This is a genomic window from Pseudomonas sp. 1152_12 (assembly GCF_052850675.1).
Genome location: NZ_VXCW01000026.1, coordinates 1 through 21,169 on the forward strand (window position 1 = coordinate 1; position 21,169 = coordinate 21,169).

The window sequence follows — 21,169 nt, forward strand, 5'->3', positions numbered from 1 at the left end:
AGGGCCGATCACTCGCAAGACGTGCAGGAACGCTTCGGCCATGACCCAGCCGGGAACCTGCTGATGCAGGATCGACCGGGACCGGACATCGTGGCGGGGAATCGGTTGGTGATCCAGGGTGATCATCATTATGACTATGACGCCTTTGGCAACCTGATCCGCCAAAGGCGCGGTAAGGGCCATCAACTCGTTACCGAGTACCGCTACGACTGCCAGCATCGGTTGATCGGCATCACTCAACCCAACGGCCAAACAGCCAGCTATCGCTATGACCCGTTTGGTCGGCGGATCAGCAAAACCGTTGATGACATAACCACGGAGTTTTTCTGGCAAGGCGACAAGCTGATTGCGGAGCATCACGCAGATCGTCACCGCAGTTACCTCTACGAGCCGGACAGTTTCCGTCCACTGGCACTGCTGGAAGGTTTCGGGCCGAAAGACACCCAGCCCTTTCACTACCAACTCGACCACCTCGGCACGCCACAAGAACTCACCGCGCCCGACGGCGAAATCGTCTGGTCCGCGCATTACCGCGCCTACGGCCAGATCAGCCGCCTAGACATCAACAAAATCGACAACCCGCTACGCTTCCAAGGCCAATACTTCGACCAAGAAAGCGGGCTGCACTACAACCGCCATCGCTACTACAATCCAGATATTGGTCGTTACCTGACGCCTGATCCGGCGAAGCTGGCGGGTGGGATCAACGCGTACCAGTACGTGCCCAATCCGACAGGGTGGGTCGATCCGCGGGGGCTGAACACATGCCCCGGCGGGGATGGCTGCTCGCCACAAATCATAGAAAAAAGCCCGTCGGCAGGTGTTAACCACAGAGAGCCTGCATTACCACAACTGCCGCGTGCAGAACGACAGGCGAGAATTGACGATCTTGCAGAGGCAAACGCGTACAGACGATTGGATGAGCTCGAAAAATCGACACCAGGCGCGCATTTTCTGGAAAAACACGGAGCTCAGACAACACTCAGATCTCAGCTGGAAAGGCTCGAAACAGCGAGAAACCCGACAACGAGAATTATCGAAGTCTATACATCAGGACCGAATATAGGTCAGCCTAAATATCCACCTGCCGCGACTCGATACCTCAGTCACAGGGACCAATTGAACTCAATATTTAGAGCACAGCTCATTTTCAGAAGAAACGGTCATGCCACATCATTAAAACCCATGGACATGGGAAGAATTATTGGCGACGGGTATTCCAGTGACGGCATGCAATATGGCCAAAATCGTAATGCACGAGTAATACTCAACAGCCATGGCAAACCTAAAACTGCGTACACGGAGTGAAAAAACATGAAAAACAAGCCAAGCATGTCAATAGTTCGAGGTTTATTATTTACCTATGACATTGAGAATACCGATGATCTAGAAAGAGAAAAACTCATCGCATCAAAAGATATAAATGATGAAAAGGAGCTTTCGGAGCTTTTTGATGAATTGACCAAGCCCGAATTTTTGTCATATACAAAAATTGAACAGGAGTGGTTTATCGGTTCTATCGACCACTACTTATCTATCAACGACAGCTTTGATGCAGTATTTAAAACCATGGCAACTTACTTCAGCACACCTGTAAATGATCAAAGAAAATTCATGCAAACACTCCTGAGCCGGTTAAATCACTACAGGAGCACACATTAAAAACCTCAATACACATTGCGTATCCGTACGTTTATGCTCCAGCAATCCCAACCCCCGCGACGAGCAAGTCTGCTCGCCACAGGATTAAAACCCGATCTCAAATCCCCGCCAACGCCAAATCCATCGCAAAGTACGTAAAAATCAAATCCGCCCCCGCGCGCTTGATCGACCCCAACGTTTCCCGCACCACTCGCGCTTCATCAATCGCCCCCGCCTGGGCACCAAACTTGATCATCGCGTACTCACCACTGACCTGATACGCCGCCACCGGCAAGCGCGAGGCTTCGCGGATGTCGCGGATGATGTCGAGGTAGGCACCGGCCGGCTTGACCATCAGCGCATCCGCGCCTTCCTGTTCATCGAGCAGCGATTCGCGCACGGCTTCGCGGCGGTTCATGGGGTTCATCTGGTAGCTTTTGCGGTCGCCTTTGAGCGCGCTGCCGCCGGCTTCGCGGAACGGGCCGTAGAGGGCCGAGGCGAATTTGGTGGAGTAGGCCATGATCGGAATATGCGTGAAGCCGGCATCGTCCAGGGCGCGGCGGATTGCTTGGACCTGGCCGTCCATGGCGGCGGACGGTGCGATCACATCAGCACCGGCGCGGGCGGCGGCCACGGCTTGTTTGCCGAGGTTGACCAGGGTCGCGTCGTTGTCGACGTGGGCGCCGTGCATCACGCCGCAATGGCCGTGGTCGGTGTATTCGCAGAAGCAGGTGTCGGACATCACGATCATTTCCGGCACGGCGTCCTTGATGATCGAGGACATGCGCGAGACCAGGCCGCGTTCTTTCCAGGTGTCGCTGCCGTTGGCGTCCAGGTGGTGGGACACGCCGAAGGTCATGACCGACTTGATCCCCGCGCGGGCATATCGCTCGATCTCACCGGCCAGTTTCTTTTCAGGAATACGCTGCACACCCGGCATGCTGGTGATCGGTACGAAATCGTCGATTTCTTCTTCGACGAAGATCGGCAGTACCAAGTCGTTAAGGGTGAATTCGGTTTCCTGAAACAGGCCACGCAGCTCCGGGGAGCGGCGCAGACGACGTGGGCGGGCTTGGGGGAACTGGCTGGTCATGGCTTTCCTGGATAGCGGCAGAATATTTGGGGCAAAAGCTTATGCCCCTTGCCCCCGGCAGTACAAACGCCAAGGGGCCAATAGTGTATTGCGCAGCTCGTAACAATTCATTGATCTAGAGCTGTACTTGCCCTTCGATGCACACCGCGACCGCGCCGCCGACCCAGATTTCATCACCATGGCGCTCGACGCGAATACGCCCGGCGCGCCCCATGGCCGTGCCTTGGCTGACCACGTAACGGCTCGGTGCAAGGCCCTCTCCCAGCAGCCATTGCGCAATACCCGCATTCAGGCTGCCGGTGGCCGGATCTTCCTGTGCACCGTCGCCGGCGATAAAGGCGCGGACTTCGAAGTGCGTGTCCACAGCATCCCGCGCCGGGTCACAGGGCGCGATGACGCCAATGGCCAAGCCGTGCAGTTGCGCGTAATCCGGCTGCAGGGCCAGCACTTGCTCGCGATCGGCAAGCATCACCGCCAGCCAGTCCGCACCATTGTCGACCCATTGGCTGCGCACAATCGCCTCCGGTGCCAGGCCGAGCCCACGGCGAACGCGTTCCAGCACGGGCGCTTCGACCGCGCCGGTACGCAATAATGGCGGGGCTATAAAGGCCAGCTCATCGCCTTCACGCCGAATACGTACCAGACCGATTTCGCACTCCTGAATAATCTCCTCACCTTTGGCAACACCTCCCGCTTGCAGCCAGGCATGGCAACTGCCCAGCGTCGGGTGCCCGGCGAACGGCAGCTCTTTGAGCGTGGTGAAAATTCTCACCCGATAGTCAGCCAGGGGATCACGCGGCGTCAGCAAAAACGTGGTTTCGCTGAGGTTGGTCCAGTTGGCGAAATCGGCCATTTGCTGGTCGGTGAGGCTGTCAGCCCCCAACACCACCGCCAGTGGGTTGCCCTTGAGCGAAACGCTGCTGAATACATCCAGTTGCTTAAAATCGAAAGTCGGCATACTTCAACGCTCTAGGGGGTCAGGCAGGTATGTTCAGGCCACGAATCACTGCCGGGCGGGCGACAAAGCCGTCCAGCGCGCGCAGCACATTCGGAAAATCGGCAATGCCAACCAGATCGCCAGACTCATAGAAGCCGATCAGGTTGCGAATCCACGGAAAGGTGGCGATGTCGGCGATGCTGTACTCGTCGCCCATGATCCAGGTGCGGCCCAGCAGGCGCTTTTCCAGCACGTCCAACAAACGCCGGGACTCGGCGGCATAACGATCGCGCGGGCGCTTATCTTCGTAGGCCTTGCCGGCAAATTTGTTGAAGAACCCTACTTGGCCAAACATAGGGCCGATACCGGCCATCTGGAACATCAGCCATTGAAGGGTTTCGTAGCGCGTGGCGGGGTCTTCGGAGAGCAACTGGCTGGTTTTTTCCGCCAGGTAAATCAGGATCGCACCGGACTCGAACAACGCCAGCGGCTGACCGCTCGGGCCATTGGGGTCGATGATTGCAGGGATTTTGTTGTTCGGGTTCAGCGACAGGAACTCGGGCGACAGTTGGTCCTGGGTCTCGAAACTGACCTTGTGCGCTTCATAAGGCAGGCCCAGCTCTTCGAGCATGATCGACACTTTGACGCCGTTGGGCGTGGGCAACGAATACAACTGCAGGCGTTCTGGATGCTGGGCGGGCCATTTGCTGTTGATCGGGAAGGCGGCGAGTGCATTCATCGGGAAATCCCCAGGCGGAAAGCGCCCATGATAGCCACCAACCTGGCGTCCTGCATGGGTCATCATCGCGCAACATAGCCGCGCTAATCTGTCGGGCAGGCGAACCAAAGCGCCGATGTGCACTCTTAAGTGCGCCATTACGGTGAAAGGAGACACCCTGTTACAACGACATGGAAAACCGCAGGACGCGAGAGACGTCACTGGGGCCGGGCTTGTCCGCCTTAATTCGCAGCGCTGAAGACTCGAACCTAATGACAATCAAGCCTTTGTGCCTGGCACTACGCCTTAAACGTTACTCATACATCATGTTGCCACTGCTCATCGCGGCCGGCGCCATCGGTCTGACCCTGGAATCACGAATCAGCAGCGCCGGGCCGGTCGACGGCGTGCAAACTCTGGTTTTCCTGCGCCACGGCGAAAAACCCGCCGGCGGCCTCGGCCAGCTCAACTGTCAAGGGCTGAACCGCGCGATGAACCTGGCCACCGTGCTGCCGCAAAAATTCGGCAAGGCCAACTACGTGTTTGCCCCTGACCCGACGCGCACTGTCGAGGAAGGCGAACACGACAACTCCTACAGCTACATTCGGCCGCTGATGACCATCAGCCCCAGCGCCATCAAGCTCGGCCTGCCGGTGAACATCAAGTTCTCGGCCAACGACACCAGCGACCTCGCTGACGAGCTGGTGGAAGACAAGTACCACAACTCGATCATTTACACCGCCTGGTCTCACGGCTACCTGCCGGAGCTGATCAACAAGGTTGCCAGTGAAGCCTCGGGTGAAAAACACACCATCACCGACGATTGGTCAGGCAGTGACTTCGACACCTTGTATGTACTGACCTTGACCTGGCATAACGGCAAGGCCTCGCTGCTCAGCCGCAACTACAAGCAAGGCCTGGATAACGGCCAGCAGACGTGCCCAGATGCAACGCAGACCGCTGCGGATATCTGACACAGGCGTATGATGCCCCGCTATTGAATCATCTGCGGACCTGCACCATGCCCAACCTCATCTCCACCCAGCCCAACCGGGGCTGGTCGTTCTGGTGGAAACCAGCGCTATTCCTACTGGTGGCCTGCGTTGGCCTCTACTACGTGAAGTGGTCACCCTACTACCTCAAGGCATTCGTGGCAGCGGATAACCACAGCATCGGTGCCTCGATTCTCAATGACCAGCAAACCGCGCCCCTGACGGCCGCCTTGGCCTATGCCCAGGTGTATTTCCTGGCGATCTGGAAGGCCGCCGTGCTGGCGGTGCTGCTGGGTTCACTGCTGCAAGTGTTGATCCCTCGTGACTGGCTGCTGCGCCTGTTTGGCCGCGCCGGGCTGGGCTCGACCCTGCGCGGCGGGCTGTTCGCTTTGCCGGGCATGATGTGCAGTTGCTGTGCGGCCCCGGTGGCGGCGGGCATGCGCCGTCAGCACGTGTCGGTGGGCGCGGCACTGGCGTTCTGGATCGCCAACCCGGTCTTGAACCCGGCGACGCTGGTGTTCATGGGCTTTGTGTTGGGCTGGGGCTTTACCGCGTTGCGGTTGGTTGCGGGGATTGTACTGGTGGTCGGCGTGTCCCTGGTGGCACAGCGGATTGCCCGACCCGATCAGGTGCCCGAAGCCGCTTTAGACGCGGTAGCCGACGCTAGCCTGAGCGAATCTCAACCGTTCCTGAGCCGTTGGTTGCGTACCCTGTGGCAGTTGTTCTGGAGCACGATCCCGGTCTATATCCTCGCTGTGCTGGTGTTGGGAGCCGCTCGAGTCTGGCTGTTCCCCCATGTCGATGGGGCCATGGCCAACAGCCTGATGTGGCTGGTGCCGCTGGCGATCGTCGGCACGCTGTTCGTGATTCCTACCGCCGCCGAGATCCCAATCGTACAAACCATGATGACCCTGGGCATGGGCACCGGCCCGGCCGTGGCCTTGTTGATGACCCTGCCCAGCGTGAGCCTGCCGTCACTGTTGATGCTGCGCAAGGATTTCGATGCGCGGGTGCTGGTGACGGTGGCCGGGCTGACGATGTTGGTGGGCGTGGTGTGCGGGTTGATCGGAGCGTTTATCCTGTAGGCTTTGAGGGAGGCTTAGAGCCCTTTCGCGAGCAAGCCCGCACACATGTCGACCGTGCCCCTCAGGATAAACGCGGTTAAATGTGGGAGCGGGCTTGCTCGCGAAGAGGCCCTCAAAACCACCGATTATGCTCGCCTGCCACGGCGCTCACGCAAGTACTCCACCACGGCGCCCTGCTCGCCCGCAAACTCGATCCGTGCGCCTTTGCTCTCACGCTGAAAGGCGTACATCGGGTCGTAATACTCACGCAGCAACCCTTCGATCCACTCCCGGTGCAAGCCCACCGCGCCACTGCGCGACTGCTCTGCCAAGGCCTCCTGCAAGATCGCCTGCAACCGCTGGAAGCGCTCGCCACCCAGACGTTTGTGAATATTGGCCAGGCTCTGGGTCAGGCGCTCGGCAAACAGCGCCTGGCCGTTTTCGCCGAATAACTGGATGAACTCGGCGCACAGGTCGACCACATAATCGCGCAGGATTCTTTCGACGCGGCCTTCGACACTGTCTTCCAACCACACCATCGGAAAAGTCTGCATGCCCTTGTGCAACGGCAATGGCAGTGCGCAACTGCCGATCATGCGGCTCTCGTCCTCGACCACAAATTGCTCAATGCCGCCCGCGCGCTTTTTCAGCAGGTCCACGGCCAAGCGATTTTCGAAGTCAATGTTGGACGGCTGAGCGGTGGCGCGCTTGCCAAAGCTGGAGCCGCGATGGTTGGCGTGGCCTTCCAGGTCCAAGGCGTTGCGCAACTGGCTGAGCGCTTCGGTCTTGCCGGTGCCGGTCATGCCGCCCAACAACACGAAATCACACTCTGCCGTCGCGTGCTCCAGCGTATCCAGCAGAAAGGTACGCATAGCCTTGTACCCACCGCCGACGCGGGGATACTCGATACCGGCTTCGGTCTTCAGCCATTGCTGCACGATCTGCGAACGCAGCCCGCCACGAAAGCAGTACAAGTAACCATCAGGATTGGCCTTGGCAAATTGCGCCCACTGCTCGATGCGCTCGGCTTTGATCGCCCCGGACACCAGCTCATGCCCCAAAACGATTGCCGCTTGCTGGCCCTGTTGCTTGTAGCAGGTGCCCACCCGCTGGCGCTCGTCGTCGGTCATCAGGGGCAGGTTAATCACCCCAGGGAACGCGCCCTTGGTGAACTCAATCGGCGCGCGGGTATCCATCATCGGCCGATCGTTGAGGAAGATGTCGCGGTAGTCGGTGATGTCAGTTGCCATCAAAACACCTCTACCGCGCGGGTCTGTCGCTCAACCAGCTCGCCGATTGGCTCAAGGCTCAGGCCCAGCTCGGCGGCCACCGTGTGGAATTCGGCGTCACCTTCAGGGGTAACGGCGATCAGCAAGCCGCCGCTGGTTTGCGGGTCGCACAGCACGCGTTTGTGCAGCTCCTGCAAGCGACCGAGCTTGCTCGAATAGCTGTCGAAGTTGCGCAACGTACCACCGGGCATGCAGCCCTGATCCAGGTAGTCCTCAACCCCTGGCAGGCGTGGGACTTTTTCATACTCGATGCGCGCTGTCAGACCGCTGCCGTCAGCCATTTCCACCAGATGGCCAAGCAGGCCGAAACCGGTGACATCGGTCATGGCCGTCACGCCCGCCAATTTACCGAAACGGCTGCCAGGCTTATTGAGCGTGCACATCCAGTCGCGGGCCAGGCCGATATCCGCCTCGCGCAACTTGCCCTTCTTCTCGGCGGTGGTGAGGATGCCGATGCCCAGCGGTTTGGTCAGGTACAGCTTGCACCCGGCGGTGGCGGTGTCGTTGCGCTTCATATGACGTTTTTGCACGATGCCAGTAACGGCCAGGCCGAAGATCGGTTCCGGGGCGTCGATGGAATGCCCACCGGCCAGCGGGATACCGGCGGCGTCGCATACCGAGCGGCCACCACGAATCACTTCACGGGCAATCTCCGGTGCCAGCACATTCACCGGCCAGCCCAGAATCGCGATGGCCATCAGCGGGTCGCCGCCCATGGCATAGATGTCGCTGATCGCGTTTGTAGCGGCAATGCGGCCGAAGTCGAACGGGTCATCGACAATCGGCATGAAGAAATCAGTGGTGGAGACCACGCCGCGCTCGTCGTCAATGGCGTACACCGCCGCGTCGTCGCGTGAGGCGTTGCCGACCCACAAGTTGGGGTCGAGGTTCTGCGCGCCGCTGCCGGCGAGGATCACTTCCAGCACCTGGGGTGAAATCTTGCAGCCGCAACCCGCGCCGTGGCTGTACTGGGTGAGGCGAATCGGCTCGTTCATGGTGGACCTCAAGGTAACAAGTGGTCGGATTCTACCAGACAGCAAAAATCCGGCCGGGCTCTTGTGAGCTCAGCCGTCTTTTGTAAGTGCGCCGTTACTGGCGGGCAGCGAGCAAACGCTTGTGACGGTTGCGTCGTGCGATGTTCAGGCACTCGATCACCGCCGAGAACGCCATGGCCGCGTACACATAGCCTTTTGGCACATGGGCGCCGAAGCCCTCGGCAATCAGCGTCATGCCGATCATAATCAGGAAGCCCAGCGCCAGCATCACCACGGTCGGGTTGTCGTTGATGAACTTGGCCAGCGGCTCAGCCGCCACCAGCATCACGATCACCGAGACGACTACAGCAATGATCATGATCGGCAAGTGTTCGGTCATGCCCACAGCGGTGATGATGCTGTCGATGGAGAACACCAGGTCGAGCAACAGAATCTGCCCGATGGCAGCGGCAAAGCCAATGGTCACGGTATTGCTGACGGTTTGCTTCTCTTCAGGCTCGGGATCCATGCTGTGGTGGATCTCGGTGGTCGCCTTCCATACCAGGAACAGGCCACCGGCGATCAGGATCATGTCCTTCCACGAAAACGCCTGGCCGAAGATTTCGAACACCGGCGTCGTCAACTGCACGATAAACGCGATGGTGCTGAGCAGGCCGAGGCGCAATACCAGCGCCATGCTGATACCGATGCGGCGTGCCTTGGCCCGGTGCTTCTCGGGCAATTTGTTGGTGAGGATCGAGATAAAGATCAGGTTATCAATACCCAGCACGATTTCCATGACGATCAAGGTGGCCAGTGCGACCCAGGCGGTGGGGCTGGCAGCCAGTTGTAAAAGGTAATCCATAGGTCAGTCCTGACGTTGTGCTGGGAAATTAGGCTTCTTTACTGCTCGAATCGGGCTCTTTCTCTGGCTGATCATCCTTTTTCTGCGGGCTGATCAAACCCTGTGTCGCTTCGCTCAATGCCTGCTCGGCGGCCTTATGGGTGTCGTCGATAACTTGCTTGGCGGACTCGGTTGCCTTGCCCAGTACCTGCTGCGCACTTTTCTCAACCTGATCACAACCACTGATCACCACCAATGAAAGCGCAAGCAGCGACGCAGCGCCTAGGAAATTCAGTTTCATGATGTATTCCTCGTTAAAACCATTGGGTCCAAATAGCGGCCCCCCGATAGCCAGGCATTCTATGCAGCCGAACAGTTCAGGAAAATTCGTATTTTTCTCATATATACTTCGTTTTTTACGAAGTGTAGGTCGTCATGCTCAATTATCGACAACTGCATTACTTCTGGGTCGTGGCCAAGACCGGCAGCATCGTGCGCGCGTGTGAGCAACTGAACCTCACACCGCAGACCATCAGCGGGCAGATCAGCCTGCTCGAGCAAACCTTCGGTATCGCGTTGTTTCAGCGTGTCGGTCGTCAGCTGGAACTCACCGACGCCGGGCGCCGGGCCCTTCCTTACGCGGAGCAGATGTTCCAGACCGCGAATGAGTTGGAGGCGTTGTTGCGCGCAGAACCCAATGAACAGCAGATTCTGTTCCGGGTTGGGGTGGCGGATGTGGTACCTAAATCCATCGTCTACCGGCTCATCGCGCCGACCATGGCGTTGAGCGAGCCGATCCACATCACCTGCCGTGAGGACAAACTTGAGCGTCTATTGGCCGACCTGGCGATCCAGCGTCTGGACCTGGTGATCTCCGACAGTCCTATGCCCACGCACCTGGACATTAAGGGCTACAGCCAGAAACTGGGCGAATGCGGGATCAGTTTTTTTGCCACTCAGGCATTGGCTGACCAATACAGAGGCGACTTCCCACAGTGCCTACAGGGTGCGCCACTGTTGATTCCTGGTGCGGAAACGGTAGTCCACAGTCGCTTGCAGCGCTGGTTCGCCGAGCAGCAGATACAACCGAAGATCATCGGCGAGTTCGACGACAGTGCCTTGATGCAGGCGTTTGGCCAATCCGGCAGCGGAATCTTTATCGCCCCCAGCGTGATTGCCGATGAAGTGGTGCGCCAGTACGGCGTCGTGCTGATCGGTCAGACCGACGCGGTGACGGAGTCGTTCTACGCGATCTCGGTGGAACGCAAGGTCAAGCACCTAGGAATCGTAGCGATTACCGAAGGGGCACGGCGCGAGTTGTTTACCGCCCTGCCCTGAGGGCCGTGTGGCGAGCAAGCTTGCGTGCGCTGGGGTGCGAAGCGCTCCCAAAAAGCCCGCTTCCACAAAAGTCAGGCACAGGTGGATAGCGGTTTAGCAGTCATCAGCCACAGCGCCAGCAGGATCGACGCCAGGATAAAACCGGATGCCGCAAAGCCCAGGCTGCCAAGGCCCAGCGTGTCGATCACATGCCCACCGACCATTGCACCCAAGCCAATGCCCAAGTTGGCGCCAGCAATATTCAACGACGCCGCAAACGCCGGTGCATGGGGCGCGGCTTTCATCAACCGCACATGGCTGACCAGGAACATTGCCGCCTGCGTCACGCCCCACACCGCCATCGCGGCCGCCAGGCCAATCGTTGAATGAATCGCCGGCACCAAGGCCACCATGCCCGCGATCATGAACCCACAGAACACCATGGACGCGATCAACGGGTGGCGATCCACCGCGCGCCCGCCCAAGGCGTTGCCAAGCAAGCCCACTGCGCCAAAACCCATCAGGCACCAGCCCACCAGCGTGCCGTCGAAGCCGGCCAAGCGCTCGAGGATGTCCGCCAAGTAGGTATAAGCGGTGAACATGCCGCTGAACACCAGGATCGACAGCAAAATATGGCCCTGCATCACCGGATTGCGCAGGATCTTGAACTGCGAGCGCAGCGTCACCTGATCGTTCTTCGGTTGGGTGACCGGCAAGTAAATGAACAGCAGCAAAGCCTTGGCCAACGCCACCACGGCGAGGATGGCAAACGCAGTGCGCCAGCCGAACATATCGGAAACCAACGTGCCCACGGGAATGCCAAACACAGTGGCGCACACAATGCCGAAGCCGATTTTTTCGATGGCGCGCCCGGCATATTCCGGGCCGACGATATCCACTGCCGTCTCGCTGGCCAAAGCCCAAAACACCGGCAAGCCCAGCGCCGGAATCAACCGCGCGAACGCCATCACCCAAATATTCGGCGCCAACGCTGCCACGGTGTTGGCCACGCCGAACATGATCAGGATGCTGATAAACAGCCGCTTGCGTGGAAAGCGTGCGAAGTACGCCGTAAGAAATGGGCCGAACGCCGCCACGGTAAAGGCGAACAGGGTCACCAGGAGACCGGCCTGGGACACGCTGACATTCAAGTCTCGGGCAATCGCCGGCAACAGGCCGACGATGACGAACTCTGTGGTCAGCACGGTAAAGCCGGCGGCCGACAGCAGCAAGATGGGAAACAACATGAAAACTCCAGAAACGACGACATCAACGACAGCCCGAAGGGCTCGCTGACGGATAGGAAAAGTGAGAGGAGAGAATGTTAACAGAGTAGGTCGGTATTTGGCCAAAGCCTACGAACACGGTGACGGAATGTCGCACTGAACGGGACTCTTCCTACAGCATGTTAGACTTTGCGCCTGCTTCCTTCGCGCTACCTGCCTGCAATGCTGCTTCCCATTAAAACAACTAGAGACAACTGTTTATGACTGCCGCCCCTTCCCTCTTCCAGCGCCTGACCCGCACCACCTTGGTCACGCAAATCCTCGTCGGCCTAGTTGCCGGCATTCTGCTGGCTCTGCTGTTGCCCGAGGCCGCCATGGCCACCGGTTTTATCGGCAAGCTGTTTGTCGCCGCGCTCAAGGCCGTGGCGCCGATCCTGGTGTTTGTACTGGTAATGGCATCGGTTGCCAGCCATAAACATGGCCAGGAAACCCATATCAAGCCGATCCTGTTCCTCTACCTGCTCGGCACCTTCGCCGCCGCCGTCGTCGCGGTGGTGGCCAGCACGCTGTTCCCCTCAACGCTGGTTCTGGCCACCCATGACCTGACCGTCAGCGCCCCCGGCGGTATCGGCGAGGTCCTGCAAAGCCTGCTGCTCAGCGTGGTGGATAACCCGGTCCGTGCGCTGATGAATGCCAATTTCATCGGCATCCTGGCCTGGGCCATCGGCATGGGCGTTGCGATCCGACATGCCGGCGAGACTACCCGCACGGTGCTGGCTGACCTGTCCAACGGGGTGACACTGATTGTGCGGGTGGTGATTCGCTTCGCACCGCTGGGCATCTTCGGCCTGGTGGCCTCGACCCTGGCCACTTCCGGTTTCGGCGCCCTGCTCGGCTACGCCCACCTGTTGACGGTGTTGATCGGCTGCATGCTGTTCGTGGCGTTGGTGGTCAACCCGGCCATCGTGTTCTGGAAACTGCGCCGCAACCCGTACCCGCTGGTACTGATGTGCCTTCGCGAAAGCGGCATCACCGCGTTCTTTACTCGCAGCTCGGCGGCGAATATCCCGGTGAACCTGGCGTTGAGCAAACGCCTGGGCCTGCATGAAGACACCTACTCGGTGTCAATCCCGCTAGGTGCCACTATCAACATGGCCGGTGCTGCGACGACCATCACCGTGTTGACTCTGGCGGCCGTGCACACCATCGGGATTACCGTCGACCTGCCGACCGCCGTGCTGCTCAGCGTGGTCGCGGCGGTGTGTGCCTGTGGCGCATCGGGTGTGGCCGGCGGGTCGCTGTTGCTGATCCCATTGGCGTGCAGCCTGTTCGGCATTCCCAGCGAGATCGCCATGCAGGTGGTGGCCGTCGGCTTCATCATTGGCGTGCTGCAGGACTCGGCGGAAACCGCGCTCAATTCGTCCACCGATGTGCTGTTCACTGCTGCCGCATGTTTAGGCAAGGAAGAGCAGCCCGCTTAATCATCAGGCGTAAAAAGCCCGGGGCGTTCGATCAAGAACAACTCCGGGCTTTTCTATGGGCTTGGAAAGCGGCTATTTAGACAGCAGCTACTTAGAACGCACCCATGTAATCACGCTTGCCCACTTCTACACCGTTGTGACGCAGCAAGGCGTAAGCCGTTGTGACGTGGAAGAAGAACTGCGGCAGGCCGTAGGTCAGCAGGTAGGACTGGCCGCTGAAGCGCTTCTCTTTCGGCGTGCCTGGGCGGGTGATGATCTCGATGCCTTCCTTGCCGTCGACTTGCTCAGGCTTGATGGTGTCGACGAATGCCAGCACCTTGGCGATCAATGCTTGCAGGTCAGCGAAAGTGACTTCGCTGTCTTCGTACTTCGGCACTTCCATCTCGGCCAAGCGTGCGCAAACGCCTTTGGCGAAGTCGGCAGCGATCTGTACCTGGCGCACCAGTGGGAACATGTCCGGGAACAGACGCGCTTGCAGCAAGGCACTAGGCTCAATGTTCTTGGCGGTGGCATGGGCTTCGGCTTTGTTCAGCACATCGCTCAAGGCGTTGAGCATTTGCTTGAAGACCGGGATGGAGGCGGCGTACAGGGAAATAGTCATGACAGTCTCGCGGTTATGGCAGGGTTTGGAACCAACGGCGATTATAGACATGCCAGCTGCTTGTCTTTTATTTTTTCCAGCTTAGGCTAGTGCATTCACTGCATAGGGAAAGCGCGATGACCGCCGAGCACGACACCGAGACCCCTGAGCCGCGCCTGAACAGCACGGAAATCCGCATCCTGGGCTGCCTGATCGAAAAACAGGCGACCAACCCGGAAACCTACCCCCTGACCCTCAACGCGCTGGTGCTGGCCTGCAACCAGAAGACCAGCCGCGAGCCGGTGACGAACCTCAGCCAAGGCCAGGTCGGCCAGAGCCTGCGTGCATTGGAAGGCCAAGGCTTTACGCGCTTGGTGATGGGCAGTCGCGCCGACCGTTGGGAGCATCGCGTGGACAAGGCGCTGGAACTGGTGCCGGCCCAGGTGGTTCTGATTGGGCTGCTGTTTTTGCGCGGGCCGCAGACCGTCAATGAGCTGCTGACGCGCAGCGGGCGCATGCACGATTTTGAAGATGCCGAGCAAGTGGTGCACCAGCTGGAGCGCCTGATTGCGCGCGGGCTGGCGGTGTTGGTGCCGAAACAGGCGGGGCAGCGGGAAGATCGTTATACCCATGCGCTGGGGGATCCGGCGGATATTGAGGTGATTCTGGCGGCGCGCGGGAGTCCGGTGGAGCGGTCGACCGGTGCGGTCTCACTGGATCGTATCGAAGAGCTTGAAGCCAGGATTGCTGCGTTGGAAGAGCGCCTGGCCCAGTTGGAACAGGCTTAACTCGGTCAAAAATGTGGGAGCGGGCTTGCTCGCGAAAGCGATGAATCAGTCGGTTCATCTATTGACTGACACGCCGCCTTCGCGAGCAAGCCCGCTCCCACATTGACTATGTACAAGGCTTAGCCTCGGGCGAAGGCCACTGCCGCCTTAAACTGCTCATCAGTCGGCCGCACGCCGGTGTAAAGCACAAACTGCTCCAACGCCTGGATCGCGATGACTTCCAGGCCGGTGATCACCCGCTTGCCTTGGGCACGCCCGCGCACGATCAGCGGCGTTTCGGCCGGGATCGCCACCACATCGAAGACCGTGTCGGCCGCGTCCACAGCTTCAGTTGAAAAAGCCAACTGGTCCGCCTCCGCCCCACCGCTCATGCCGATCGGCGTCACATTGACCAACATCTGCGGGCGCAGGTCACCCAGTTCCGCCTGCCATTCATACCCCAAACTCTGGGCCAACGCCCGGCCCGCCGCCTCGTTGCGTGCCACAATCACGCCGTTGGCGTAACCACCGTCGCGCAAGGCGCTGGCCACGGCCTTGCCCATGCCGCCGCTGCCACGCAGGGCAAAGGTCGAATCCTTCGGCACAGCGTGCTTTTTCAGCAGGTGTTCGACAGCGATGTAGTCCGTGTTGTAAGCCTTGAGGTGGCCGTCGGTGTTGACGATGGTATTGAGGGAAGCAATGGTTTTGACCGAGTCGTCCAGCTCATCGACCAGGGCGATACTGGCTTCCTTGAACGGCATCGAAACGCCGCAGCCGCGCACGCCCAGCGCGCGTATACCGCCGATCGCGCCGGGTAAATCCTGGCTGCTGAAGGCTTTATAGTAGAAGTTCAGACCCAGCTGTTCATACAGATGGTTATGGAAACGCAAGCCAAAATTCCCGGGACGCGCCGACAGTGACATGCACAGTTGGGTGTCCTTGTTGGGGTGCATCTGCATGGAAAACTCCTCTGAGTAAGCAATTGGGTACAGACCTTACACAACCTTTACCTATCGGCTGTGCTGTTTTTCAGAAACACGTTGTCTTAAAAGTATCCCCGCGACAATCCTTGAGTCTATTGATTGCAGACCACAAGCGCAGGGGCTAACCGAGGAATGACCATGATTCGTAAAATCCCCAAGATCGCCTTGCTTATCGGTGCACTCGCTATGGCAGGCCAAGCCTCCGCCCACGGTGGCGGATGGGGTGGCCCGGCCGTCTTGGGTGCGTTAGTCGGCGCAGCTGTCGTGGGCTCCGTGGTTGCCAGCCAACCGCGTGAGGTTTACGTGCAGCAGCCGGTGTACGTCCAGCCGCAGCCGGTGTACGCCGCTCCGCCGCCGGTGTACTACGCACCGCCACCGCCGGTGTATGTGCAACAACAGGTTTACTACCGCCCGGCGCCTGTCTATTACGGCCCACCGCGTGGCTACTACGGCCCTCCGCACGGCTATTACCGTCGCGGCTGGTAACACTTAACGGACATGACAGGGACAGGCCTCGCCTACATGCGGGGCCTTTTTTTGCCCGCAAAGTCCGGTTTCAGAGTGCCAAGGTCGCTATGAGGACAATGGCATGGCCGTAATCACACATGATTAAGGCCAATGTCTACTTGCCGGACCGATACTCTCACTGTCATGTTTACGTCACCAAAAAGTCTCATTATTGACCCTGTCCAGCCAAAAACAACAAGGACGACTGACCATGCCCACGCAAAACCCACACCGTACCGCCGGCCTGTGTACCTCCAGCAAGGTTTACAGCGCACTGACCGAACTCAAGCACCTGGAAGGCCACCGCAGCGCGAAGTTCCTGGCGCTGCTGGCAGAAAACCTGGTGCGCAAGGGCCTGATCAGCGAACAGGAAGTGGTGAACATGCTGGATCAGGTCGTGGATTGACGCTTAGCGTTGATGTCGACTATCGAGCCAGGTGATTTTTCCTGCGTGCATTCACCGCTTAAGGTGACCTCCATAGAAATAGGAGGTATTTATGCCCACTGTCCAGATCATGTCCGTCATCGGCAGCGCCGTCCCCGCCTCGCTTCGCGAGCATGGATTACTGGCCTGCTGGTACCTGGTACGCGATGGCGAACCCATCAGCGGCCCGCTCACCTCGTTATCCGCCGCACAAAAACAGCTGCAACAAGCATCCACGTTCAGGCTTCACGCTTGATGTTTAAGGCAGTGGCAGCTTGACCCGCGGCTTGCTCTCCACAAACAGCGCCCAGCTGGACATGAACAACGCCGCGACCAGCGGCCCGATTACAAACCCGTTCAGGCCAAACACCGACAGGCCACCCAGAGTCGAGACCAGGATCAAGTAATCCGGCATTTTGGTGTCCTTGCCCACCAGGATAGGGCGCAGCACGTTGTCCACCAACCCGATCACAAACACCCCGAACAACCCCAGCACCACACCCTGCCAGATCGAACCGCTCAACAGGAAGTAGGCGGCCACCGGCCCCCACACAATCCCCGCACCCACCGCTGGCAGTAATGACAGAAACGCCATCAACACCGCCCAGAGCAACGCACTGGGAATATCCAGAAACCAGAAGATCAAACCGCCCAACGCACCTTGGGTCACGGCCACCAACACGTTGCCTTTGACCGTGGCGCGCACCACTCGGTTGAACTTGATCTGCAAGCGACGCTTTTGCGGCTCGGCCAGCGGTACCGCCGCACGCACCTTGCGTACCAGCTCGGGGCCATCGCGCAGCAGGAAAAACAGCAGATACAACATGATGAAAAAGCTCACCAGAAAATCAAACGTGCCCTGACCGAAGCTGAATGCCTGGCTCGCAAAGAACTGGCTGCCTTGCATCGCGCTCTTGACGATTTTTTCCCGCAGGCCCTCCAGGTTGCCCATGCCGAAGCGGTCCAGCAGGTGCTGAAAATAAGGCGGCAGCACGTTCTTGAACTGCTCGATGTAGCTGGCCACATCCAGTTTGCCGCTTTCGATGTTTTTGTAGAGCGTCGCACCCTCTTGCACCAGCAATGTGCTGGTGATAATCACCGGCAAAATCGCAATGATCAGGCACACCGTCAGGGTTGCCAGCGACGTCAGGTTGCGGTTCCAACTGAACCGCTGTTGCAGGCGCCGCTGCATCGGGGCAAAGATAATACCGAGGATGACCGCCCAGAACACCGCGCCGTAGAACGGCAGCAATATCCAGATAAAGGCAATGGTCACCAGGGCCAGCAGCAACAGCAGGGTCTTGAATTGCAGGTTGGTTTGATTCATGTCCGGTCCATGTCAGAAAAGCAAAGGCCCTGTGTAGGCCCTGTTGCTTAGTCCGCAGCCAATCCTGGGAGTGCCCTTGATTCTCCAACCAGCATAGACCGCCTGACTCAAGGGCTTGAAGCCTGTGCCTTCGCACTCGCCCTGCGCATCAATCAAGTCATGATAAAAAATCAGCAAAGGCCGACCTGGGTCAATAAATCTCACCTCTAGCTCCACTACCCTCGCGACCTTTTGCGACGTGAGCCCATGCCCCCTGTGATCGCCCCCGAACTGCTCGCCCCCGCCGGCACCCTGAAAAACATGCGCTACGCCTTCGCCTATGGCGCCGATGCGGTCTACGCCGGCCAGCCGCGCTACAGCCTGCGCGTGCGCAACAACGAATTCGACCACGCCAACCTGGCCCTCGGCATCCAGGAAGCCCACGCACTGGGCAAGCGCTTCTACGTGGTGGTCAACATCGCGCCGCACAACGCCAAGCTCAAGACCTTCCTCAAGGACCTGGCGCCGGTGATCGCCATGGGCCCGGATGCGCTGATCATGTCCGACCCGGGTTTGATCATGCTGGTGCGCCGCCACTTCCCGCTGATGTCGATTCACTTGTCGGTGCAGGCCAATACCGTGAATTGGGCCAGCGTGGAGTTCTGGCAGCAGCAAGGCATCTGCCGGGTGATTTTGTCGCGCGAGCTGTCGCTGGAAGAGATCGACGAGATCCGCCAGCAGGTGCCGACCATGGAACTGGAGGTGTTCGTGCACGGCGCCTTGTGCATGGCCTATTCCGGGCGCTGTTTGTTGTCCGGCTATATGAACAAACGCGATGCCAACCAAGGCACCTGCACCAACGCGTGCCGGTGGAAGTACCAGGCCACGCCGGCCGTGGAAAACGCCACGGGCGACATCGTCCAGCAATGCCAGCCGACCTTGGGCATCGGCGCGCCGACCGACCAAGTGTTCCTGTTGCAGGAAGCCAACCGCCCCGATGAGCACATGCCCGCGTTCGAGGATGAACACGGCACCTACATCATGAACGCCAAGGACCTGCGCGCCGTGCAGCACGTGGAACGCCTGACGCAGATGGGCGTGCATTCGCTGAAAATCGAAGGCCGTACCAAATCGCACTTCTACTGCGCACGCACCACCCAGGTGTATCGACAGGCCATTGATGACGCGGTGTCCGGTCGCGCGTTTGATCGCAACCTGATGACTGACCTGGAATCCCTGGCCCAGCGCGGCTACACCGAAGGTTTTTTGCGCCGCCACGTGCACGACGAATACCAGAACTACCAGAACGGCAGTTCAGTCTCGCAGCGCCAGCAGTTTGTCGGGGAATTGACCGGCGAACGCCGTGGCGAGCTGGCCGAGGTCAAGGTCAAGAACCGCTTCGCCGTGGGCAACCACCTGGAACTGATGACCCCCGCCGGCAACTTTCACTTTGACCTGGCCACGCTGCACAACGCCAAGGGCGAAGCCATCGAGGTGGCGCCGGGCGATGGGCACACCGTGTATGTGCCGCTCCCGGCCGAGATGGACCTGCGCTTCGGCCTGCTGATGCGCGATCTCTAACCCGGTGCCGCGTAAATAATCCGCGGCCTCCACCGGCTCTCCATACAGGCTCCCACGAACGTCCATGCGCCTTGCGCACACTCAGCCCTTCCCCGCCGCGAACAGAACCGGCACCAGAAGGAGTTGATATGTCTTTCAATATTGGCCTTAGCGGGCTGCACGCCGCCAACAAGCAAATGGACGTGACGGGCAACAACATCGCCAACGTCGCGACCACCGGTTTCAAGGCGTCCCGTGCGGAGTTCGCCGACATCTACGCCGCCTCCAAGTTGGGCAGCGGCCAGAACAGCGCTGGCAATGGTGTGAACCTGGCGGCGGTGTCGCAGCGCTTCACTCAAGGCGATGTGAATCACACCGGCGGCACCCTGGACATGGCCGTCCAGGGCGGCGGCTTCTTCGTACAAAAAGCCAGCGACGGCGCGCTGGAATACACCCGCAGCGGAGCTTTTCGGGCCGACAAAGACGGCTACATCACCAACCCTGCCGGCACCTCGCGTCTGCAAGGCTATGCGGCAGACGCCAACGGCAAAATCATCAAGGGCGCCCTGGCCGACCTTCAATTGAACCTGGCCAGCCTGGCGCCAAGGGCCTCAAGCAAGGTGGACTCCACCAGTAACTTGAAATCCTCAGAACCGGTGATCGATCAGACAGCCAAACCATTCAACCCTAGCGATACCCGCACCTTCACCACCCAATACACCACCACCTTGTACGACACCCAGGGCAACGCCCATGCCATGGCGCAATACATGGTGAAGACAGACGCCAACCAGTGGAAGTCCTACACCTTGATCGACGGCCGCAACCCTGATGGCACCGCGATCACCGGCGCAGGCGGCGTGGCACCGGTGGCATCGACGTTGTCGTTCGACGCCAGCGGCAAACTCAGCGGCATCGTCACCCCGCCAAGCACGGCGTCCAACACCTCCCTGACCCTTGCCAACTGGGTACCGGGCACCGTGACCGGCGGCGTGTGGAAAGCCAACGGTGCCGCTGCCAACCCCGGCGGTGTGGTGGTCAACATGGCCAACATCACCCAATTCAACTCGGCCAGCTACCGCAACCCACCGGTCACCGATGGGTATGCCACCGGCCAAATCACCGGCCTCAAAATCGACGGCAGCGGTGTGTTATTCGCCACCTTCAGTAACCAACAGAGCAAGGCCATCGGCCAGATTTCCCTGGCCAGTTTCAACAACGAACAAGGCCTGCAGCCGGCGGGCAGCACCACCTGGAGAGAGACCTTCGCCTCCGGCCAGCCGGGTTATGACACCCCGCAGGCCGGCACCCTGGGCGCCATCCAGGCCAACGCTCTGGAGAACTCCAACGTCAACCTGACCAACGAACTGGTGGAACTGATCAAGGCCCAGAGCAACTATCAGGCGAACGCGAAAACCATCTCGACGGAGAGCACGATCCTCAAGACCCTGATACAGATGACCTGA

General features: G+C 59.4%; 23 protein-coding genes. 12 read left to right on the forward strand and 11 right to left on the reverse strand.

Going from position 1 to position 21,169, the window contains the following annotated elements; all coding sequences use genetic code 11:
• A partial coding sequence (locus FW764_RS27285; RefSeq protein WP_446436602.1) for an RHS repeat domain-containing protein occupies positions 1 to 1,308 on the forward strand: 1,308 nt, incomplete at its 5' end.
• A 6-nt stretch (positions 1,309 to 1,314) separates the two neighbouring features.
• On the forward strand, positions 1,315 to 1,662 hold the full coding sequence (locus tag FW764_RS27290) for a hypothetical protein (protein WP_446436603.1): 348 nt from the start codon (positions 1,315 to 1,317) through the stop codon (positions 1,660 to 1,662).
• A gap of 97 nt (positions 1,663 to 1,759) precedes the next feature.
• Here the strand turns inward: FW764_RS27290 and hemB are convergent, their stop codons facing one another.
• The 3 genes from hemB to FW764_RS27305 all read right to left on the reverse strand — a co-directional run bounded on the left by hemB (position 1,760) and on the right by FW764_RS27305 (position 4,410).
• Entirely contained in the window at positions 1,760 to 2,734 is a 975-nt protein-coding gene (hemB, locus tag FW764_RS27295; RefSeq protein ID WP_094952561.1) for a porphobilinogen synthase, read from the reverse strand.
• A 115-nt stretch (positions 2,735 to 2,849) separates the two neighbouring features.
• Positions 2,850 to 3,692, reverse strand: coding sequence for a PhzF family phenazine biosynthesis protein (locus tag FW764_RS27300; protein ID WP_446436604.1), 843 nt, complete (start codon positions 3,690 to 3,692; stop codon positions 2,850 to 2,852).
• Positions 3,693 to 3,711: 19 nt separating this feature from the next.
• Positions 3,712 to 4,410 carry a glutathione S-transferase N-terminal domain-containing protein gene (locus tag FW764_RS27305; RefSeq protein ID WP_446436605.1) on the reverse strand — a complete coding sequence of 233 codons (699 nt, stop codon included), beginning with the start codon at positions 4,408 to 4,410 and terminating at the stop codon, positions 3,712 to 3,714.
• Between the two features lie 251 nt (positions 4,411 to 4,661).
• On the opposite strand from FW764_RS27305, the gene FW764_RS27310 reads away from it, so the two are divergent.
• Both FW764_RS27310 and FW764_RS27315 read left to right on the forward strand, forming a co-directional pair.
• On the forward strand, positions 4,662 to 5,363 hold the full coding sequence (locus FW764_RS27310; protein WP_446436606.1) for a histidine phosphatase family protein: 702 nt from the start codon (positions 4,662 to 4,664) through the stop codon (positions 5,361 to 5,363).
• Between the two features lie 47 nt (positions 5,364 to 5,410).
• On the forward strand, positions 5,411 to 6,466 hold the full coding sequence (locus FW764_RS27315) for a permease (RefSeq protein ID WP_446436607.1): 1,056 nt from the start codon (positions 5,411 to 5,413) through the stop codon (positions 6,464 to 6,466).
• 125 nt (positions 6,467 to 6,591) lie between these two features.
• Here FW764_RS27315 and mnmH read toward each other — a convergent pair whose 3' ends face one another.
• From mnmH to FW764_RS27335, 4 genes are all read right to left on the reverse strand, one after another.
• Positions 6,592 to 7,695: a tRNA 2-selenouridine(34) synthase MnmH gene (gene mnmH, locus FW764_RS27320; protein ID WP_446436608.1), complete on the reverse strand. Its 1,104-nt coding sequence runs from the start codon at positions 7,693 to 7,695 to the stop codon at positions 6,592 to 6,594.
• Positions 7,695 to 8,729 (reverse strand): selenide, water dikinase SelD, encoded by a 1,035-nt coding sequence (gene selD / locus FW764_RS27325; RefSeq protein WP_083359179.1) that lies wholly within the window; start codon positions 8,727 to 8,729, stop codon positions 7,695 to 7,697. Before selD ends, mnmH begins: the two co-directional genes overlap by 1 nt.
• 94 nt (positions 8,730 to 8,823) lie before the next feature.
• Positions 8,824 to 9,573, reverse strand: coding sequence for a TerC family protein (locus tag FW764_RS27330; RefSeq protein WP_446436609.1), 750 nt, complete (start codon positions 9,571 to 9,573; stop codon positions 8,824 to 8,826).
• A gap of 28 nt (positions 9,574 to 9,601) precedes the next feature.
• On the reverse strand, positions 9,602 to 9,853 hold the full coding sequence (locus FW764_RS27335; protein WP_446436610.1) for a hypothetical protein: 252 nt from the start codon (positions 9,851 to 9,853) through the stop codon (positions 9,602 to 9,604).
• Positions 9,854 to 9,987: 134 nt separating this feature from the next.
• Between FW764_RS27335 and nhaR the strand changes: the two genes are divergently transcribed.
• Positions 9,988 to 10,890, forward strand: coding sequence for a transcriptional activator NhaR (gene nhaR, locus FW764_RS27340; RefSeq protein WP_446436611.1), 903 nt, complete (start codon positions 9,988 to 9,990; stop codon positions 10,888 to 10,890).
• A gap of 71 nt (positions 10,891 to 10,961) precedes the next feature.
• On the opposite strand, the gene FW764_RS27345 is transcribed toward nhaR, so the two are convergent.
• A complete protein-coding gene (locus tag FW764_RS27345; protein WP_446436612.1) occupies positions 10,962 to 12,116 on the reverse strand; it encodes an MFS transporter in 1,155 nt (384 codons plus the stop codon).
• 239 nt (positions 12,117 to 12,355) lie between these two features.
• Here FW764_RS27345 and sstT point away from each other — a divergent pair, with 239 nt between their 5' ends.
• Positions 12,356 to 13,576: a serine/threonine transporter SstT gene (gene sstT, locus FW764_RS27350; protein ID WP_446436613.1), complete on the forward strand. Its 1,221-nt coding sequence runs from the start codon at positions 12,356 to 12,358 to the stop codon at positions 13,574 to 13,576.
• Between the two features lie 91 nt (positions 13,577 to 13,667).
• Here the strand turns inward: sstT and FW764_RS27355 are convergent, their stop codons facing one another.
• Positions 13,668 to 14,177, reverse strand: coding sequence for a DUF1993 domain-containing protein (locus FW764_RS27355; RefSeq protein WP_446436614.1), 510 nt, complete (start codon positions 14,175 to 14,177; stop codon positions 13,668 to 13,670).
• A gap of 116 nt (positions 14,178 to 14,293) precedes the next feature.
• On the opposite strand from FW764_RS27355, the gene FW764_RS27360 reads away from it, so the two are divergent.
• Positions 14,294 to 14,944, forward strand: coding sequence for a YceH family protein (locus FW764_RS27360; RefSeq protein WP_446436615.1), 651 nt, complete (start codon positions 14,294 to 14,296; stop codon positions 14,942 to 14,944).
• Positions 14,945 to 15,063: 119 nt separating this feature from the next.
• Here FW764_RS27360 and FW764_RS27365 read toward each other — a convergent pair whose 3' ends face one another.
• Positions 15,064 to 15,882 carry a shikimate 5-dehydrogenase gene (locus FW764_RS27365; RefSeq protein ID WP_446436616.1) on the reverse strand — a complete coding sequence of 273 codons (819 nt, stop codon included), beginning with the start codon at positions 15,880 to 15,882 and terminating at the stop codon, positions 15,064 to 15,066.
• Between the two features lie 156 nt (positions 15,883 to 16,038).
• Here FW764_RS27365 and FW764_RS27370 point away from each other — a divergent pair, with 156 nt between their 5' ends.
• From FW764_RS27370 to FW764_RS27380, 3 genes are all read left to right on the forward strand, one after another.
• Positions 16,039 to 16,392: a hypothetical protein gene (locus FW764_RS27370; RefSeq protein ID WP_083359188.1), complete on the forward strand. Its 354-nt coding sequence runs from the start codon at positions 16,039 to 16,041 to the stop codon at positions 16,390 to 16,392.
• A gap of 232 nt (positions 16,393 to 16,624) precedes the next feature.
• Positions 16,625 to 16,819, forward strand: a complete 195-nt coding sequence (locus FW764_RS27375; protein ID WP_083359189.1) for a hypothetical protein — start codon at positions 16,625 to 16,627, stop codon at positions 16,817 to 16,819.
• Between the two features lie 91 nt (positions 16,820 to 16,910).
• The gene (locus FW764_RS27380; RefSeq protein ID WP_083359190.1) at positions 16,911 to 17,093 is read left to right on the forward strand and encodes a hypothetical protein; all 183 of its coding nucleotides are present in this window, start codon (positions 16,911 to 16,913) and stop codon (positions 17,091 to 17,093) included.
• 3 nt (positions 17,094 to 17,096) lie between these two features.
• Here the strand turns inward: FW764_RS27380 and FW764_RS27385 are convergent, their stop codons facing one another.
• Positions 17,097 to 18,164, reverse strand: coding sequence for an AI-2E family transporter (locus FW764_RS27385; protein ID WP_446436617.1), 1,068 nt, complete (start codon positions 18,162 to 18,164; stop codon positions 17,097 to 17,099).
• Between the two features lie 246 nt (positions 18,165 to 18,410).
• Here FW764_RS27385 and trhP point away from each other — a divergent pair, with 246 nt between their 5' ends.
• On the forward strand, positions 18,411 to 19,724 hold the full coding sequence (trhP, locus tag FW764_RS27390; protein ID WP_446436618.1) for a prephenate-dependent tRNA uridine(34) hydroxylase TrhP: 1,314 nt from the start codon (positions 18,411 to 18,413) through the stop codon (positions 19,722 to 19,724).
• Between the two features lie 128 nt (positions 19,725 to 19,852).
• Positions 19,853 to 21,169, forward strand: a complete 1,317-nt coding sequence (flgE, locus tag FW764_RS27395) for a flagellar hook protein FlgE (protein WP_446436619.1) — start codon at positions 19,853 to 19,855, stop codon at positions 21,167 to 21,169.

Bases quoted from the DNA above. Each gene is read 5' to 3' on its own strand.
- FW764_RS27290 (WP_446436603.1), top strand. From the start codon at position 1,315: ATGAAAAACAAGCCAAGCATGTCAATAGTTCGAGGTTTATTATTTACC.
- hemB (WP_094952561.1), bottom strand. From the start codon at position 2,734: ATGACCAGCCAGTTCCCCCAAGCCCGCCCACGTCGTCTGCGCCGCTCC.
- FW764_RS27300 (WP_446436604.1), bottom strand. From the start codon at position 3,692: ATGCCGACTTTCGATTTTAAGCAACTGGATGTATTCAGCAGCGTTTCG.
- FW764_RS27305 (WP_446436605.1), bottom strand. From the start codon at position 4,410: ATGAATGCACTCGCCGCCTTCCCGATCAACAGCAAATGGCCCGCCCAG.
- FW764_RS27310 (WP_446436606.1), top strand. From the start codon at position 4,662: ATGACAATCAAGCCTTTGTGCCTGGCACTACGCCTTAAACGTTACTCA.
- FW764_RS27315 (WP_446436607.1), top strand. From the start codon at position 5,411: ATGCCCAACCTCATCTCCACCCAGCCCAACCGGGGCTGGTCGTTCTGG.
- mnmH (WP_446436608.1), bottom strand. From the start codon at position 7,695: ATGGCAACTGACATCACCGACTACCGCGACATCTTCCTCAACGATCGG.
- selD (WP_083359179.1), bottom strand. From the start codon at position 8,729: ATGAACGAGCCGATTCGCCTCACCCAGTACAGCCACGGCGCGGGTTGC.
- FW764_RS27330 (WP_446436609.1), bottom strand. From the start codon at position 9,573: ATGGATTACCTTTTACAACTGGCTGCCAGCCCCACCGCCTGGGTCGCA.
- FW764_RS27335 (WP_446436610.1), bottom strand. From the start codon at position 9,853: ATGAAACTGAATTTCCTAGGCGCTGCGTCGCTGCTTGCGCTTTCATTG.
- nhaR (WP_446436611.1), top strand. From the start codon at position 9,988: ATGCTCAATTATCGACAACTGCATTACTTCTGGGTCGTGGCCAAGACC.
- FW764_RS27345 (WP_446436612.1), bottom strand. From the start codon at position 12,116: ATGTTGTTTCCCATCTTGCTGCTGTCGGCCGCCGGCTTTACCGTGCTG.
- sstT (WP_446436613.1), top strand. From the start codon at position 12,356: ATGACTGCCGCCCCTTCCCTCTTCCAGCGCCTGACCCGCACCACCTTG.
- FW764_RS27355 (WP_446436614.1), bottom strand. From the start codon at position 14,177: ATGACTATTTCCCTGTACGCCGCCTCCATCCCGGTCTTCAAGCAAATG.
- FW764_RS27360 (WP_446436615.1), top strand. From the start codon at position 14,294: ATGACCGCCGAGCACGACACCGAGACCCCTGAGCCGCGCCTGAACAGC.
- FW764_RS27365 (WP_446436616.1), bottom strand. From the start codon at position 15,882: ATGCAGATGCACCCCAACAAGGACACCCAACTGTGCATGTCACTGTCG.
- FW764_RS27370 (WP_083359188.1), top strand. From the start codon at position 16,039: ATGACCATGATTCGTAAAATCCCCAAGATCGCCTTGCTTATCGGTGCA.
- FW764_RS27375 (WP_083359189.1), top strand. From the start codon at position 16,625: ATGCCCACGCAAAACCCACACCGTACCGCCGGCCTGTGTACCTCCAGC.
- FW764_RS27380 (WP_083359190.1), top strand. From the start codon at position 16,911: ATGCCCACTGTCCAGATCATGTCCGTCATCGGCAGCGCCGTCCCCGCC.
- FW764_RS27385 (WP_446436617.1), bottom strand. From the start codon at position 18,164: ATGAATCAAACCAACCTGCAATTCAAGACCCTGCTGTTGCTGCTGGCC.
- trhP (WP_446436618.1), top strand. From the start codon at position 18,411: ATGCCCCCTGTGATCGCCCCCGAACTGCTCGCCCCCGCCGGCACCCTG.
- flgE (WP_446436619.1), top strand. From the start codon at position 19,853: ATGTCTTTCAATATTGGCCTTAGCGGGCTGCACGCCGCCAACAAGCAA.